At 65.1% G+C, this 15,400-nt stretch carries 20 protein-coding genes; 16 read left to right on the top strand and 4 right to left on the bottom strand.

What is annotated here, in order from left to right; translation table 11 throughout:
- Positions 1 to 408: 408 nt before the first annotated feature.
- The 5 genes from AB4097_RS12130 (at position 409) to AB4097_RS12110 (ending at position 2,921) form a co-directional block, all read left to right on the top strand.
- On the top strand, positions 409 to 609 hold the full coding sequence (locus AB4097_RS12130) for a hypothetical protein (RefSeq protein ID WP_009493950.1): 201 nt from the start codon (positions 409 to 411) through the stop codon (positions 607 to 609).
- Positions 606 to 755 carry a hypothetical protein gene (locus AB4097_RS12125; protein ID WP_442039799.1) on the top strand — a complete coding sequence of 50 codons (150 nt, stop codon included), beginning with the start codon at positions 606 to 608 and terminating at the stop codon, positions 753 to 755. Before AB4097_RS12130 ends, AB4097_RS12125 begins: the two co-directional genes overlap by 4 nt.
- Positions 752 to 1,288 (top strand): HK97 family phage prohead protease, encoded by a 537-nt coding sequence (locus tag AB4097_RS12120; RefSeq protein WP_442039797.1) that lies wholly within the window; start codon positions 752 to 754, stop codon positions 1,286 to 1,288. The genes AB4097_RS12125 and AB4097_RS12120 overlap by 4 nt, the downstream gene beginning before the upstream one ends.
- Positions 1,289 to 1,397: 109 nt before the next feature.
- Positions 1,398 to 1,601 (top strand): hypothetical protein, encoded by a 204-nt coding sequence (locus tag AB4097_RS12115; RefSeq protein ID WP_114945502.1) that lies wholly within the window; start codon positions 1,398 to 1,400, stop codon positions 1,599 to 1,601.
- Between the two features lie 81 nt (positions 1,602 to 1,682).
- Positions 1,683 to 2,921 (top strand): phage major capsid protein, encoded by a 1,239-nt coding sequence (locus tag AB4097_RS12110; protein ID WP_442039795.1) that lies wholly within the window; start codon positions 1,683 to 1,685, stop codon positions 2,919 to 2,921.
- A 4-nt stretch (positions 2,922 to 2,925) separates the two neighbouring features.
- Here the strand turns inward: AB4097_RS12110 and AB4097_RS12105 are convergent, their stop codons facing one another.
- Both AB4097_RS12105 and AB4097_RS12100 read right to left on the bottom strand, forming a co-directional pair.
- A complete protein-coding gene (locus AB4097_RS12105; protein ID WP_442039793.1) occupies positions 2,926 to 3,747 on the bottom strand; it encodes a S1 family peptidase in 822 nt (273 codons plus the stop codon).
- A 329-nt stretch (positions 3,748 to 4,076) separates the two neighbouring features.
- Positions 4,077 to 4,817, bottom strand: a complete 741-nt coding sequence (locus AB4097_RS12100; protein ID WP_442039791.1) for a S1 family peptidase — start codon at positions 4,815 to 4,817, stop codon at positions 4,077 to 4,079.
- 24 nt (positions 4,818 to 4,841) lie between these two features.
- On the opposite strand from AB4097_RS12100, the gene AB4097_RS12095 reads away from it, so the two are divergent.
- From AB4097_RS12095 to AB4097_RS12070, 6 genes are all read left to right on the top strand, one after another.
- Entirely contained in the window at positions 4,842 to 5,408 is a 567-nt protein-coding gene (locus AB4097_RS12095; protein WP_442039789.1) for a head-tail connector protein, read from the top strand.
- A gap of 249 nt (positions 5,409 to 5,657) precedes the next feature.
- A complete protein-coding gene (locus tag AB4097_RS12090; RefSeq protein ID WP_442039787.1) occupies positions 5,658 to 5,993 on the top strand; it encodes a phage head closure protein in 336 nt (111 codons plus the stop codon).
- Positions 5,990 to 6,400 carry a DUF3168 domain-containing protein gene (locus AB4097_RS12085; protein WP_442039785.1) on the top strand — a complete coding sequence of 137 codons (411 nt, stop codon included), beginning with the start codon at positions 5,990 to 5,992 and terminating at the stop codon, positions 6,398 to 6,400. The genes AB4097_RS12090 and AB4097_RS12085 overlap by 4 nt, the downstream gene beginning before the upstream one ends.
- Before the next feature lie 53 nt (positions 6,401 to 6,453).
- The gene (locus tag AB4097_RS12080) at positions 6,454 to 6,864 is read left to right on the top strand and encodes a phage major tail protein, TP901-1 family (RefSeq protein ID WP_442039783.1); all 411 of its coding nucleotides are present in this window, start codon (positions 6,454 to 6,456) and stop codon (positions 6,862 to 6,864) included.
- Between the two features lie 10 nt (positions 6,865 to 6,874).
- The gene (locus AB4097_RS12075) at positions 6,875 to 7,207 is read left to right on the top strand and encodes a gene transfer agent family protein (RefSeq protein WP_442039781.1); all 333 of its coding nucleotides are present in this window, start codon (positions 6,875 to 6,877) and stop codon (positions 7,205 to 7,207) included.
- Positions 7,208 to 7,254: 47 nt separating this feature from the next.
- A complete protein-coding gene (locus tag AB4097_RS12070) occupies positions 7,255 to 7,476 on the top strand; it encodes a phage tail assembly chaperone (RefSeq protein ID WP_442039779.1) in 222 nt (73 codons plus the stop codon).
- Positions 7,477 to 7,891: 415 nt separating this feature from the next.
- Here AB4097_RS12070 and AB4097_RS12065 read toward each other — a convergent pair whose 3' ends face one another.
- Entirely contained in the window at positions 7,892 to 8,248 is a 357-nt protein-coding gene (locus AB4097_RS12065; RefSeq protein ID WP_442039862.1) for a hypothetical protein, read from the bottom strand.
- Between AB4097_RS12065 and AB4097_RS12060 the strand changes: the two genes are divergently transcribed.
- Complete coding sequence (locus AB4097_RS12060; RefSeq protein WP_442039777.1) at positions 8,172 to 8,846, top strand: phage tail tape measure protein; 675 nt, start codon at positions 8,172 to 8,174, stop codon at positions 8,844 to 8,846. The genes AB4097_RS12065 and AB4097_RS12060 overlap by 77 nt on opposite strands.
- Before the next feature lie 6 nt (positions 8,847 to 8,852).
- On the opposite strand, the gene AB4097_RS12055 is transcribed toward AB4097_RS12060, so the two are convergent.
- On the bottom strand, positions 8,853 to 9,098 hold the full coding sequence (locus tag AB4097_RS12055) for a YdcH family protein (protein WP_442039775.1): 246 nt from the start codon (positions 9,096 to 9,098) through the stop codon (positions 8,853 to 8,855).
- Positions 9,099 to 9,183: 85 nt separating this feature from the next.
- Here AB4097_RS12055 and AB4097_RS12050 point away from each other — a divergent pair, with 85 nt between their 5' ends.
- The 4 genes from AB4097_RS12050 (at position 9,184) to AB4097_RS12035 (ending at position 15,394) form a co-directional block, all read left to right on the top strand.
- A complete protein-coding gene (locus tag AB4097_RS12050; RefSeq protein ID WP_442039773.1) occupies positions 9,184 to 9,822 on the top strand; it encodes a phage distal tail protein, Rcc01695 family in 639 nt (212 codons plus the stop codon).
- Positions 9,823 to 9,963: 141 nt separating this feature from the next.
- On the top strand, positions 9,964 to 10,854 hold the full coding sequence (locus AB4097_RS12045) for a DUF2163 domain-containing protein (RefSeq protein ID WP_442039771.1): 891 nt from the start codon (positions 9,964 to 9,966) through the stop codon (positions 10,852 to 10,854).
- 248 nt (positions 10,855 to 11,102) lie between these two features.
- Complete coding sequence (locus AB4097_RS12040; protein WP_442039769.1) at positions 11,103 to 11,537, top strand: NlpC/P60 family protein; 435 nt, start codon at positions 11,103 to 11,105, stop codon at positions 11,535 to 11,537.
- Complete coding sequence (locus AB4097_RS12035) at positions 11,537 to 15,394, top strand: baseplate multidomain protein megatron (protein WP_442039767.1); 3,858 nt, start codon at positions 11,537 to 11,539, stop codon at positions 15,392 to 15,394. Before AB4097_RS12040 ends, AB4097_RS12035 begins: the two co-directional genes overlap by 1 nt.
- The last annotated feature ends 6 nt before the right edge of the window (positions 15,395 to 15,400 follow it).

The raw sequence follows: 15,400 nt of genomic DNA, 5'->3' as shown, positions 1-15,400 counted from the left end.
ATGTGCACCACGTCATCACCTCCCCGGGCTTGATCCGGTCGGGATGGCCGGCACAGGGCCGGGCATGACGTAAAGTGGTCATCCTGGACGGAGCGTAGCGAAGATCCGGGATCGTGTGACGCATAAAGCCCCGTTTCACCTCTTCCGAGTGGGAGAGGTCGTATCTTTAGGTCCGGGTGAGGGGCCGAGCTCAATCCGGGGGGCTCCATAAACCCTCACCCTCAGGGAGAGGGGAGTTCGAGCCATATTCTACGAACGATCCCGGATCGCCTTCGGCGTCCGGGATGACGCTGGGTCGACGCCCGCAACCTCACGATAGGCATCACCGAGGGGCCACCACCGATCCGCCAACCCACCTCATCCCCACGCGCACCCACCCTCAACGGAGTTTTTGCGCAGGAACAAAACATGAACACATTCGACCAGATCACCGAGGCCGTCATTCGGCGCGGGGATCTTGCCCATCTTGCCCTCTTCGTTTGGGCGAGCGGGGCGTCCGCCTTGCTTGCCATGACCTTGCGCGATCTGTTCGCGGCCAACCGCCGGTTCGACGCGTTCGTGCGCGAGCTGTCCCTCTTCAACCGCCGCCATTCGGGAGACCCCTCATGACCCGCTCCATCACGCGTACGCCGCGCAAGCCGAAAGCCGCGCGGGACGGGCAGGGCCGCGCCACGCTCGTGTTCCGCGACTTCGTGCGCCAGCTGGAAAAGCTCGACGTCAAGCCGCCGAAGACACTCCGCGGAGCCACACGATGAAGACCGGCCTGCCCATCATTCAGGAGCGCAAGTTCCTGCCCGAGCCGCTGAACGCGATCGATGTCGACGGCGTGTTCGAGGGCTATGCCAGCCTATTCGGGACGGCCGATCTCGGCAAGGACGTGGTCATGCCGGGCGCGTTCTCGGACTCCTTACGCAAACGCGGCGCATCCGACGTACGGCTCCTCTGGCAGCACGATCCGGGCCAGCCCATCGGGCGTTGGCTTCTGATCCAGGAGGACCGGCGGGGCCTGCGGGTTCGCGGCAAACTCAACCTGGCCGTGGAGCGCGCACGGGAGATCCACGCGCTCATGCGGGAGGGCGCCGTCGACGGACTCTCCATCGGCTTTCGGGTCGAGCGCGCGCGCGCCGAGCGGCCCACCGGCCTGCGCCGGCTGGAGAAGCTCGATCTGTGGGAGATCTCCGTCGTGACCTTCCCGATGCTGCCCGACGCGCGGGTCGAGACCGTGAAGCATTCGCGTCCGAAGCTCGCCGCCAGCATCCGCCAGGCTACGGTGCGATTATTGTCCTGAACCTTGTCCATAGGAGCGCGTTAGAAGATCGCCCGCACGGTTCGCGGACGCGGCGGGCCCTTTCGTCACCCGGAAGGTGTCAGGGCTCCGCGAATCTCGGGAGGTTTTCATGAAGAAGCTCGCTTTCGTCGCACTCCTCGGCCTCGCGGCCGCGGCCTGCACCACCACGGAAGAGCGCGTCGGCGGCGCTGCCGTCGGGGCCGGCGTCGGCTCGGTGGCAGGTCCCGTCGGCGCCGTGGCCGGTGGCGCAGTTGGCGCTGTGACCGGGCCGACCGTCGCCCGTTCGGCGCGTCGTACCGCCCGGCATATGTAAGCATTTCCCTCACGGGGAAATAAACGGGCCCGCCTCTCGGCGGGCCTTTTTCGTTGAAGCATTCAAGATCGATTGATTGATATGATCCCAGTTGTAGACACCAAATCCATTTCCGACGATGTCGCTTCGGCCTTCGAGGATTTCGCCCGCGCCTTCGAAGCGTTCAAGGAAACCAACGACACGCGCCTGTCCGAGATCGAGACGAGGCTTTCGAGCGACGTGGTGACCGACGAGAAGCTCACCCGCATCGACAGCGCGCTCGACGATGCCAAGCGCCGCCTCGACCGTCTTTCCCTCGACCGCTCGCGTCCGCCCCTAGGCAGCACTGCCGAGATGTCGCGCGATCCGGCTAAAGGAGAGCACAAGGCGGCGTTTCATTCCTATATCCGCAGCGGCGAGGCATCGGGCCTGAAGCGGCTCGAGGAGAAGGCGCTGTCCGCCGGCTCCGGTCCCGATGGCGGCTATCTCGTGCCCGACACGGTCGAGACCGAGGTTCTGCGCCGTCTCTCCGCCGTCTCGCCGATCCGCGCTATCTCGTCCGTGCGGGTGATTTCCGGCGGCCAGTACAAGCGCGCCTTCTCGGTCACCGGCCCGGCGACAGGCTGGGTCGGAGAGACGGCGGCCCGCCCGCAGACCGCGAGCCCGACGCTCTCCGAGATGAGCTTCCCGGCCATGGAGCTCTATGCCATGCCGGCCGCCACCCAGACCCTTCTCGACGATGCGGTGGTCGATATTGATCGCTGGATTGCCGAGGAGGTCGAGGCGGCCTTCGCCGAGCAGGAAAGCACTGCGTTCGTGACGGGTGACGGCGTCAACAAGCCGAAGGGCTTTCTCGCCGCCGAGACGGTCGCGGAGGAGGCCTGGGAATGGGGCAAACTCGGCACGGTGCGGACGGGCGGCGCCGCGTTCCCGGCGGACGATCCGTCCGATGTGTTGGTGGACCTGATCTATGCCCTCAAGGCCGGCTACCGACAGAACGCCTCCTTCGTCATGAACCGCAAGACGCAGAGCGCGATCCGCCGGTTCAAGGACGATAATGGTCAGTATCTCTGGGCTCCGCCATCGAGCGTCGGCCAGGCCGCGACCCTGATGGGCTTTCCCGTCGTCGAGGCCGAGGACATGCCGGACATCGCGGCGAATGCATGCGCGCTCGCCTTCGGCGATTTCAAGCGCGGTTATCTCATCGTAGACCGTGCCGGCATGCGCGTGCTGCGCGATCCGTATTCTGCAAAGCCCTACGTGCTGTTCTACACCACCAAGCGCGTGGGCGGCGGCGTGCAGGATTACGCGGCGATCAAGCTGCTGAAATTCGCTGCGTAGACATTCAGCGGTGCGAGGGCGAAGACACCGGCGCCTCCGTCCACGCACCGTTCATGACCTCGAGATGGCGCATGTTCGACGAGATCCAGCCGAGATGCTCGGCAATCGGGGTGACGGCCGTGAGGCCGCCGCAGGCGCTGGGCTCCCGGCTGCGCAAGGGACCGCTCGACCAGCTCGTGATGCCGTAGAGCAGATAGCCCGACCGGGTGGCGGCCAGGATCGGTCCGCCGGAATCGCCCCGGCAGGCACCGGCGCCGGTCGTTTCCGCCAGCCGGTTGCGGTCGGCGACGATCAGGACGCGGTTGGCCACTTCGATGGGGCCGAGCGACACCAGGTTCGTCTGGCGAAGCGTCCGGGCCGTGCGTTTCGCCCGTTCTGTCAACACGCCGAAGCCCGCGATCGTCACGCCGTCGCCCACGTCGATCCGTCCCGCCTGGGACGGGTTGAGGGGCAGGAAGTCGGGGCCGAGCGCGTGGTCGAGCTTGAGAATGGCGAGGTCGATCCCGGGCTGCGTGCGTGGCGTGGTGCCGGGCACGAAGGTCGGGTGGACCGCGAGCGCGGCGACGTTGAACCGCTGCTGCTTGAAGGCGCGGTTGAGCGCCGTGACCCGGTAGGCGGCTCGATCCGTCATGCAATGGGCGGCCGTGAGCACGAGGTCCTGTCCGACGATCACGCCGGAGCAGAGTTCGCCGGTAGAGCTCTCGATCGACACCACGGAGCGGCGCAGTCCATCCGGATCGCGCGACGTGGCACCTTGCAGGACGGCCCAGGCGGGAGTGGTGACAAGAGCGAAGACGGCAAGAGCAAGAGTTGGCAATGCGCGCATGAAATGATGATGCCGTGTGGGAGAAGGATTTTTTAAGGCAAGATCTTGGCCGTCAGGATAGTTCCGATTGCTGATGAATTTCTAGAGTGTTGGACGTGAAAGCGAGCATCGCTTCAAATTCGAGGTCGGCTACGTCATTCAGATAGCACGAAGGCTGCCATGGCATCCCCTCTCCCGGGCAGGAGAGGGGCAGGGGTGAGGGCGGGCGGGCTCAGAACAGGGCACTATCCATTCGCTACCGCGACACATCTCTCAGCGCCTCATTCGGTGCTGGCCTTCCCTCACCCCGACCCTCTCCCGAACGGGAGAGGGAGGGCCGCTCCGTCAACCTAATCGCTGTTCCACGAGGCCGTGCGATTCCAGCCTTTCAGAATCCGGTCGATCCATTCGCGCTGAGGGCCGACGAGGATGCCCTGCGTGACGCCTCCGCAGCTGCGTCCTTTCGCCGGCGATGACCAGCTTGTGATCGCCGCGACGGACGTTCCGGAGGCCATCGGCCCACCGGAATCGCCCTGGCAGGCGCTTGCCGTGCCGGAGCCGTCCGCCCAAAGCAGAATCCTGCTTGGGCCAAAGGGCTCCACGGCGGTCAGGGAGGCGATGCGGAAGGTACCGGAGGTTTTGGCCTCGCCCTCGCGGGCAAGGCCGTAGCCGCCGACGACGACGGGGCTGTTCTTCGTAACGGGCCCGGCCGTGAGCGTCGCGCGCTCGAAGCGTGCGGGCAGGGCCTCGGGAATACGCACCAGTGCGAGATCGATGGAGCGCTGCCGGGTCTCGATGGCCTTTGCGTTGTAGCCGGGATGCACCGCCTTCGCAGCGGGCGTGATCAGCACCGGCTCGCCGGTCTCGTCGCGAAAATGCACCCGGTGCTCGGCGGCGCCCGTGACGCAATGGGCGGCGGTGAGCACCACGTCACGCGCCAGCACCACGGCGCTGCACACGCCACCGTTCGAACTCAGGACCATGACGCTCCGGCGGGCGAGGGGGCCTTCATCCTCGGCGCCGCCCACGATGGCATTCGCCTCTGTCGCCGTCAGCGACAGGGCGAGACAAAGCATAACCAGACGTTGCATGACAGATAAGGATTCCTGTTCAAGATGATTCCCATATTCATCAGCGGCCCCGCCGTCGAGCCCATAGCGCTCGCGGAGATGAAGGCCTATCTCCGCGTCGATGACGATGACGGCACACAGGACGATCTGATCGCGGGTCTCGTCAAGGCGGCGCGTCTCATGGTGGAGGCGGCCTCGCGACGGATCCTGATCGAGCAGCGCTGGCGCGTGGTTCTCGACCGCTGGCCCGCAGGAGGCACGATCCTGTTGCCGCTCTCGCCGGTGATCGCGGTCGACGGCATCAAGATAACGGATGCATCGGGCGATGCGTCCGACATTCCTGCAAGCGCCTTCGAGGTGGATGTGCTGAGCGACCTGCCGCGCATTACGGTCAACGATGCGCCGCAGCCGGGCAAGCTGAGGAACGGCATCTCCATCGAGCTGCGGGCGGGCTACGGCACCGCACCGGAGGCGGTGCCCGCGACCCTGAAGCTCGCGATCCGCATTCTCGTGGCCCATTGGTTCGAGAACCGGGGCGACGCGATCGGCGAGCAGATCCTGCCGCCGGAGGCGCTTGCCCTGGTGGCACCGTTTCAGCGGATGAGGCTGTAACGCTCCTCCCCCTGTCATCCCCGGCGCACGAAGTGCGGGCAGGGGATCCACGATCAAACGCTGAGCGATGGATTCCCTTCCCCTTTGCTGCGCTTCGGCCGGGAATGACACTCACACCGTCGTCACCGGACTTGTCCCGGTGATCCCGATTGATTGAAACGCCGTGCCTCACCGTATCGAGATGGCCGGCACAAGGCCGGCCATGACGTCTGGCTCAGACGCTTCGTACTTACTCCCAAAGACATTGCCATGAAACCAAAACACACTTCCATCGGTGCGCGGGCGCGCCGGTTCGTGCTCGAAATGCCGCTCGAGCGGGCCGACGGGTTCGGTGGCGTCATCCGCACCTACACGCCGGGGCCGCAGCTCTGGGGCGCCATCGAAATGCTCTCCGGGACCGAGCGCGTGCGCGCCGACCGTCCCGAGCAGAGCCTGACCCATCGCATCACCCTACGCTATCGCGAGGGCGTGACCGGTGCCATGCGCCTGACCGCCGGCTTGCGCCGTTTCGCCATTCGGGCCGCGTCCGATCCGGACGGATCGAAGCGCGACCTCGTCTGCCTCGTGGAGGAGATGCGCGCATGACGAGCCCCGTTCTCGCGCTTCGCCGCGCGATCATCGACGCGGCCGCTTCGGACACGGAGCTGCGCGCGCTCATGGGCGGAGCCTTGCGCCTCTATGACGAGCCGCCGCGCGGCGCGGAGCCGGTCTATGCCCTGTTCTCGGACGTGCGCGCGACGGACTGGTCCACGGATCACGACAGGGGGCACGAGCAGAATCTCGGCATCGTCGTCTGGTCCGAGCGCGGTGGCGCCCGAACGGCTTTGGCCGTTGCCGAGCGTTTCGACGCGATTCTCGACGACGCATCGCTGCCGCTCGACGGACACCGCCTCGTCAATCTGCGCATGACGGAGCTTTCTTCCGAGCGCGACAAGGACACCGGCCTCACCCGCGTCAGCTTACGTCTGCGCGCGGTAACGGAGGTGGTGTGATGTGCGCTTAGAGCAACTGTCATTCTTTCCACTCATTCAACAAAGGACATCCCATGCCTGCTCAGAAGGGCAAGGATCTGCTCATCAAGATCGGCGATGGCGGCAACGGCTTCGTCACCGTGGCGGGATTGCGCACGCGCCAGATCGCCTTCAACGCCGAGACCGTGGATGTGACCCATGCGGAATCCGCCGGGCGCTGGCGCGAGCTGCTTTCCGGCGTCGGCGTGCGCCGTGCGTCGATCTCCGGCTCCGGCGTGTTCAAGGACGAAGCCTCGGATTCGCGCATGCGCCAAGTCTTCTTCGACGGGGACATTCTCACCTATCAGATCGTCATTCCGGATTTCGGCCGTATCGAAGGCCCGTTCCAGATCACCAGTCTGGAATACCGCGGCGACCACGCGGGGGAGGTGACATTCGAAATGGCGTTCGAATCCGCCGGCGCGTTGTCGTTTGTGGCATTGTAAGGAGTTTATCATGCCCAACAGACGACGGGGCGAGGTGGGGCTGCAGCTCGGCGAGACGCGCTATACCCTCTGCCTGACACTCGGCGCACTCGCGGAGCTCGAGGAGGCTTTCGGCGTGCAGGATCTCATGGCGCTCGGTGAACGCTTCGGCTCCGGCCGCCTGTCGAGCCGCGACCTCCTCACGCTGCTCGGCGTTGCCTTGCGGGGCGGCGGACAGGCGATGAGCGACGCGGAGGTGGCGAAGCTGCCGCTCCACGATGGCATCGAGCCGTTGGCCGCGGCCTTGGCCGATCTTCTCGTCACGACCTTCGGCGGAAGCGACGCATCGCCAAACCCTCGCTAGCGCATCGTTCGACGCCGGACGATGCGCTAGCGTGGGACGGGAGCAGCGTGCCCGATAGGAGCAGCGCAGAATGCGAGCCTGACGCTTTCCCCTGGGACGACGCGCTGACCTTGGGCCTCGGCATTCTGCGGTGGAGCCCGGACGCCTTCTGGCGCGCGACGCCGCGCGAATTGATGGCGGCCTGGGAAGGTTTGCATGGCGGACGGAAAACCGGCCCGGCGCTCAGCGGCGATCTCAGTCGGCTGATGGAGGCGTTTCCGGATGGGTGAGGCTCGGCCTATCGACAAGCAAATGTCTTGAGGCAAGAAACTATTGCCGCTGATCGCACCCGCCAGCTCACTACCATCATGGGTCAATTCCAATAGTATGGCTGGACTGCAACAGTCTTGGAGCTTGGTCTCCGTGCGGTATCAGTGCTCCCGACGAAAGTGGCTCCTTTCGATTCGGCGCAGAGGATATAAAGCTTGCTGTATTGTTCAGTTGCAATGACGCCGATTTTGATGGCGGCAACTGCTCTCGCAGCTTCGTATTCGCAAGTCTTATCAACATGCTTCCATTCAGCCTCTTTCAGCGCCCCGATCTGGAAGAGAAGCTGAGGCCTTTCTCGCTTGTCGACACATCCTGAAAGTGTTGACTGAGCAAACACAATAAATAACAGAAGTCTCGTTGAGTAATATTGAAGGCTCATGATTTCGGCTTGGCAAGCTGCTGGTCGGTTGTTCCAAGGTATTTGATGCCTTTGAGCTCTATGCATTGAATATAGAGGCGCTGCCAACGAGAATGGGCGACATTGATAGGAGCCGATCCTGTAGCCTTCTCCGCCTCATAGTCGCATTCATCCTGCGCCCTGGACCACTCGCTATCGGATAGATTGCCAGTTTCGAAAACAAGAGATGGTGGTTTGTAAGCACAGGCCGATAAAATCAGAGGCGAACTCAGAAAAAGAAACAAGGGAAATCGGACTATGTCTAGCCATGTAGAAACAAAAAATGCCTCTAAAGAGGTTTTTAGCGACAAAGACCGCCAGCTCAACACTCTCATCAGCCTCTCCGAAAAGTTCGGCGACTCCCTGTCCAATGCTTTCGCCAAGAATATCGCGGAAGGCAAGAAGTTTGATAACGTTATAAAGTCTGTTCGCCAATCGATTGTGGAAACCGGGCTGCGCTTGGCACTGGCGCCGCTGCAGCTTGCCCTGAGCCAGAGCGTGAAAGGCATGATGGCGGGTTCCATGCAGGGATCGCTGCCGCTTGATGGCGGCGATCTGCTCGGCGGCCTCGTCAAGGGACTGGGCTCGATCGTCGGTTCCCTGTTCGGCGGAGGAGGCTCGGCCTTCGCCAAGGGAGGCGCGTTCTCGCGCGGCATGGTGATGCCGTTCGCGCAAGGCGGGGTGATCGGCGCGCCGACCTATTTCCCGCTCGGGCGCGGGCTCGGCCTCATGGGCGAGCAGGGCGCCGAGGCCGTGATGCCGCTGGCGCGAGGGCCGGATGGGCGCCTCGGCGTGCGCGGCGGTGGAGGAGGGCGGCCGCTTTCCGTGACCGTGAACGTGTCGACGCCCGATGCGGATAGCTTCCGCCGTTCCGAGGCACAGGTCTCCGCCGCGCTGGCCCGGGCGGTCGCGCGCGGCCAGCGCGGGATGTAAAGGTCCTCAGCCGCCCGCACCGTCGAGCATCGCCATGAGTTCGTCCTTGATCTGCAGGCGACGGCGCTTGAGGTCTTCCTCAACCTCGTCGGGCCTGGGCTCCACCCGGGTCTCGATCCGGTGAATGGTGCGGTTCAACTCGTCATATTCGTCGTAGAGCCGCGCGAAGTGGTTGTTGCTCGTCTTGAGCTGGTGGATCCGGTCGCGCTTGTCCGGGAAATCATCCGCGAGATCGTTGTGAGCGTTGCTCATCGCCTGCCACCTCCTTGTCGTTCGGGCGTCGCCACATCAACGCCACCCCGGCTTTTTTCGTTTCATCTTTCGAAAAGGAGGGATCATGCCCTCGGATTTCCATGAGGTCCGCTTTCCGCTCGATGTCAGCCTCGGCAGCCGGGGCGGGCCGGTGCGGCGGACCGATATCGTCACGCTGTCCTCCGGCCGCGAGCATCGCAACAGCCGATGGTCCAGGTCGCGCCGCCGCTACGATGCGGGGCTCGGGGTCAGGAGCGTCGATGCTTTGCACACGGTGATCGCCTTCTTCGAGGAGCGGCGAGGCCGGCTCTACGGCTTCCGCTTCCGCGACCGGACCGACTGGCGCTCCGGCCCGCCTTCGAGCGAGCCGACACCCCTCGACCAGCGCATCGGCACCGGCGACGGGCAGACGTCGGGCTTTCCATTGGTGAAGGCCTACGGCTCGTCCTTCGCGCCCTACAGCCGCCCCATCGCCAAGCCTGTCGGCGGGACGGTGCGGGTGGCGGTGAACGGAATCGAGCAGAGCGTCGGCACGGACTTCAACTGTGATCCCACGACGGGCCTCGTGACCTTTGCGTCCGCGCCGCCCGCGGGCGCCGTCATCACCGCGGGCTTCGCCTTCGATGTGCCGGTCCGTTTCGATACCGACGAACTCGACATCGACCTTTCCACCTTCGACGCCGGCGGCATCCCCCAGATCCCGCTGATCGAGATCGTTCCTTAAGCGTCGTCGCCGTCATCACCGGCCTTGTGCCGGTGATCCCGATCCGAAGACCGCTGAGCCACACAGCATCGGGATGGTCCGGACAAGACCGGTCATGGCGTCGTGCGTTGTCCCAACCTCCGCATCCACGAACAGAAATTCATGCGCACCATTCCCCAAAACCTCGCCGCCCATATGGCCGACGGGGCAACGACGCTTTGCCATTGCTGGAAACTCATCCGCCGCGACGGCGTAACCCTCGGCTTCACCGACCACGACCGCGATCTCTCGTTCGGTGGCACCGTCTATGCCGCGCGGACAGGGCTCGAGGCTGCGGAAGTCACGACAGAACTCGGCTTCGCCGTGGGCGGCGGCGAGGTCTCCGGCGCGCTCGTGTCCGCGGGCCTTACCGAGGACGATATCTCCTCCGGCCGCTACGACGATGCGAGCGTCGAAACGTGGCTTGTCAATTGGAACCAGGTGGAGGAGCGGCTGCTCCTCGACGTCGGCTCCATCGGCGAGATCCGCCGTGCCGACGGCGGTTTCGTGGCCGAGGTGAGGGGCCTCATGCACCGTTTCGACGAGGAGCGCGGTCGCCTGTTCCGCGCCACCTGCTCGGCGGATCTCGGCGACGAGCGATGCGGCATCAATCTCGCCTCGTCCACCTATGGCCAAACCGGCACGGTCACGGCGACGGACGAGGCCCTGACCCTCGCGGCCTCCGGCATCGGCTTCTCGGACGGATGGTGCACGGCCGGCCAGCTCACCTGGACGAGCGGCGACAATGCCGGCCTGTCGGTGGAGATCAAGGTTCATCGCGCGATCAGCGGCACGGACGAGTTCGACCTCTGGCAGCGCGCCCCGCAGGCCATCAGGATCGGCGACATGTTCCGCGTCACGGCCGGATGCGACAAGACCCACGCCACCTGCCGGGCGAAGTTCAGGAACGCCGTGAACTTCCGCGGCTTCCCGCACATGCCCGGCAACGACTTCATCATCCGCATCCCGCAACAGGGCGAGCCCGGCCTGGATGGCGGAAGTTTTTTCAGGTGAGGCGCCTTAACCCTCCCTGGCGCAGGCCGGGTGTTCCCGACTTGCGCATCAATTATGCGGATCTCGGGAACACCCGAGATCCGAGGGGGAGAGGCGCGAGCATCGCGAGCGGGGTGGGGGGCAGCACCGCTCTTTGCCGACCGCGCTCAGACCTGACGCCAGCCATTCGAACCGCTCGCACCATTCACCCCACCCCGGCTCTTCGAGCCGACCCTTTTCCTCACGGGGAGGGTTCTTCCGCACGCTTTATGACCATGCCCCAAGCTCACATCATCCTCGCCGAGGCCCGTTCCTGGATCGGGACGCCCTATCGGCACCAGGCGTCGCTCAAGGGCGTCGGCTGCGATTGCCTCGGGCTCCTGCGCGGGGTCTGGCGCGGCGTCCTGGGTCATGAGCCCGAGCTGCCGCCGCCTTATTCGCCCGATTGGGCCGAGGCCGGGGCCGATACGCTCGTGGCTGCGGCGCGGAAGTACCTCGTCGAGATCGCATGTGACGAGTTCGCGACCGGCGACGTGCTGCTGTTTCGCTGGCGCGCGACCATGCCGGCCAAGCACTGCGCGATTGCGACCTCGCCCGAGACCATGATCCACGCCCATGACGGCGCGTCGGTGGCCGAGGTCGCGTTTCATCCCTGGTGGCGGCGCCATATGGCTTATGCCTTTCGTTTCCCGGACACACATTGATGGCCACAATCGTTCTTCAAACCGTCGGCGCCGCAGTGGGCGGCATGATCGGCGGTCCCATCGGCGCCATGGCCGGTCGCGCGCTCGGCGGGCTCGCGGGGGCTGTCATCGACAATGCGCTGTTCAGCGGCGACAACACCAAATATGTCGAGGGTCCCCGCCTCAGGGACATCGACGGGCTCACCTCCACGGAGGGGGCGCCGATCCCCCGCGTCTATGGCCGCGCGCGTATCGGAGGCCAGCTCATCTGGGCGACGCGGTTCGAGGAGGTGGTGAACTCGAAGACCGACCGCTCGAGCCAGGGCGGCAAGGGCATGAGCGGGCCGAAGACCGTCACCACCACCTATTCCTATTTCGCCAACCTTGCGGTCGGCCTGTGCGAGGGGCGCATCGCCTTCATCCGGCGCGTCTGGGCCGATGGGCGCGAGATCGATCTCAGCACCATCACCATGCGCGTGCACGCGGGCAGCGAAACGCAGGGCGCCGATCCGCTGATCGTTGCCAAGGAAGGGGCGCAGAACGCGCCGGCCTATCGCGGATTGGCCTATGTGGTGTTCGAGCGCCTGCCGCTTGCCGATTTCGGCAACCGCGTGCCGCAATTCTCCTTCGAGGTTGTCCGTCCCATCGACGGTCTCAACCGCATGGTCCGGGCCGTCTGCCTGATCCCTGGCGCGAGCGAGTTCGGTTACGATACGCTGCCCGTGTCTCAGGTGCTCGATCTCGGCAAGACTCGGCCGGAGAACCGTCACCAGATGCAGCGCGACACCGACATGGCGGCATCACTGGACGCCATGCAGGCCCTCTGTCCGAACCTGAAGCGCGTGTCACTGGTGGTGAGTTGGTTCGGCGACGATCTACGTGCCGGCTCCTGCCTCGTCGAGCCGCGCGTGGACGTGAAGACCAAGACCAACGACGGCGCAACGTGGTCCGTGGCAGGCGTGACGCGCGCGGATGCGAAGGCGGTGTCGCTCGTGAGCGGATCGCCGGCCTATGGCGGAACGCCCTCGGACGAATCCGTGAAGCGCCTGATCAGGAACTTGAAGGCGCGTGGGCTGGAGGTTGTGCTCTATCCCTTCGTGATGATGGACATACCTGCTGCCAACGATCTTCCCGATCCCTATGGCGGGTCCGGCCAGCCGCCCTACCCTTGGCGCGGGCGCATCACCTGTCATCCAGCTCCGGGGAGGAGTGGCTCTCCCGATGGAACGGCAGCGGCAGCCACACAAGTCGACCGCTGGTTTACGAACGCTTCCGGTTTTAACCGCATGGTCCTTCACTATGCCAACCTTGCGGAACAGGCCGGGGGCGTTCACGGCTTCATCTTAGGCAGCGAGCTCGTCGGTTTGACCCGCGTGCGCTCGGCATCGGGCTCCTATCCGGCCGTCACGAAGCTGAAGGCGCTTGCGGGGCAGGTGCGGGATGTCCTGCGTGCGTCCACGAAGATTGTCTATGCGGCGGACTGGACGGAATACGGTGCCCATGTGCTCGACGGCGGCGGCGAGGTGCGCTTTCCGCTCGATCCGTTGTTCGCCAGCGACGACATCGATGCGGTCGGGATCGATTATTATCCACCGATCTCGGATTGGCGAGATGGGCCCAACCACGCGGACCTGCCTGCGGCCCGCAACATCTACGACGTGGATTACCTCCGTGCGCGGCTGGGAAGCGGCGAGGCCTTCGATTGGTACTATGCCAATGCCTCCGAGAGGACTGCGCAGACACGCCGTCCCATCACCGACGGCGCTTACAACAAGCCGTGGGTCTTCCGGGCGAAAGATCTCGTCTCCTGGTGGTCAAACGGGCATGTGGAGCGTGTGAACGGCGTCGAGTCTGGCGCAACGTCATGGCTGCCGCAATCGAAGCCGATCTGGCTGACCGAAATCGGCGTTCCCGCCGTCGACAAGGGTCCGAACGGGCCGAACGTGTTTCCCGATCCCAAATCGTCGGAATCGGCCTATCCGCCGTTTTCTCGCGGGGTGCGCGACGATCTCGTTCAGGCGCGCACGCTCGAAGCGATCCTGTCGCGGTTCGATCCGGCCCAGAGAGGTTTTCTCGCGGAATACAACCCGGTATCGTCGTCCTACAACGGGCGCATGGTGGACCCGAACAGCGTCTTCGTCTGGGCTTGGGATGCGCGTCCGTTTCCGACTTTTCCTGATTTCGACATGGTGTGGTCTGACGGTCCCAACTGGGAAACCGGTCACTGGATTACCGGCCGCATCGAGGGCGCGACGCTCGACCGGCTGATTGCGCGCATTCTGCGCGATTACGGATTCGCTGATCCCGGTGCCATTCCCGTCGACGGCTTCCTGGACGGCTATGTGATCGACAGGCCCATGTCCGTGCGGGGCGCGATCGAACCCCTTCTGCGTCTCTTCGGCATCGATGCCGTCGCACGCGGCGGTGGCCTTGCATGGCAAGGGCGCGGCGGGCGAGCGGTTGTGCATCTGACCAAGGACGATTTCGTGCTCGGCGACAAGGAGCCGTCGCTCAAGCTCACCCGCGCGCAGGAAACCGAGTTGCCCCAGCAGGTGGAGGTCGGCTTCATCGAAGGCGACACGGATTACCGCCGGGCCTCCGTTGCCTCACGCCGGCTCTCCGGTTCGAGCCGTCGTGAAGCGCGGGCGGATAGTGCCGTCATCACTCGCCGCGCGGAGGCGCAGCGCCTCGCTGATGTCTGGCTGCAGGATCTGTGGGCCGGGCGCGAAGGCGCGGAGTTCGAACTGTCGCCGCGGCGGATGGAGCTGGAGCCGGGCGATGTGATCGCGGTTCCGACCGATGCGGGCGAGAAGCTGCATCGCATCACGCGCATCGCCGATGGTCCGACGCGGAGGGTCAGCACCAGGGCCGTGGAACCTGCCGTGTTCGAGCGGCCAGGCCAGTCCCTTGAGAAACCCGTCAAGCGTCCGCCGTCGGTGCCCGGCAAACCGGCCGTCGTCGTGCTCGATCTGCCCGCGGCGCTGGGCGATCCCCCGCCTCTGCAATATGTCGCCGTGGCGGCGGATCCCTGGCCCGGTGCCATGACGATCTGGCGCTCCGGCAACGGGACGAGCTTCACGCCTGTCCGCGTTCTCGACCTGCCGGCTATGATCGGGCGCACGAAGACGGCGCTCATGCCGGGGCCGCTCTGGCGCTGGGATCCGTCCGGTGTGCTCGATGTGGAGATTTCGTTCGGGGCCTTGAATTCCATCGACGACGAAGCCGTTCTTGGCGGCCGGAACCTGTTCGCGCTGCAGGGTCCGGACGGCCGGTGGGAGATTTTGTCCGCCGGGCGTGCCGAGATGATCGGAGAGCGTACATATCGCCTTACGCGCTTCCTGCGCGGTCTTGCCGGGTCCGAGCCTGAGGCCGGCCGCGTCGTGCCTGCAGGCGCTCTCCTGGTCAAACTCGACGAGGCTGTGGTGCCACTTACCACGAGTCTCCAGGATCTGGGAGGCACCTGGCGTTACAGGATCGGGCCCTCAGGCCGGGACCACGCGGATCCGTCTGCTACCGAAGTCGTCGTGACGGTCGGGCGGGATGCTCTCAAACCGTTCAGTCCGGTGCATGTCTCGGCCCGGCGGGAAGCAGGCGGCATTCGCCTTGAGTGGCTGCGCCGCACCCGTAGCAACGGCGACGGCTGGGAGGCGATCGAGGTTCCGCTGGCCGAGGATGCCGAACGTTACGAGATCGACATTCTCAGGGACAACGCGGTCGTAAGAACGCTGACCAGCGCGCAGCCGTCCATCGTCTATGGCAGCGTCGAGGAGACGGCCGATTTCAGCGGTATTCAATCCACGCTCAGCCTTCGTATCGTGCAGATCAGCGCCGTGGCCGGACGCGGTTTCGAGCGCAGCGTCACCATCGCCGTTCGCTAATCTGAG

This window comes from Microvirga sp. 2MCAF35, from assembly GCF_052115545.1.
GTDB lineage: Bacteria > Pseudomonadota > Alphaproteobacteria > Rhizobiales > Beijerinckiaceae > Microvirga.
This window is presented reverse-complemented; position numbering and strand designations above follow the sequence as displayed.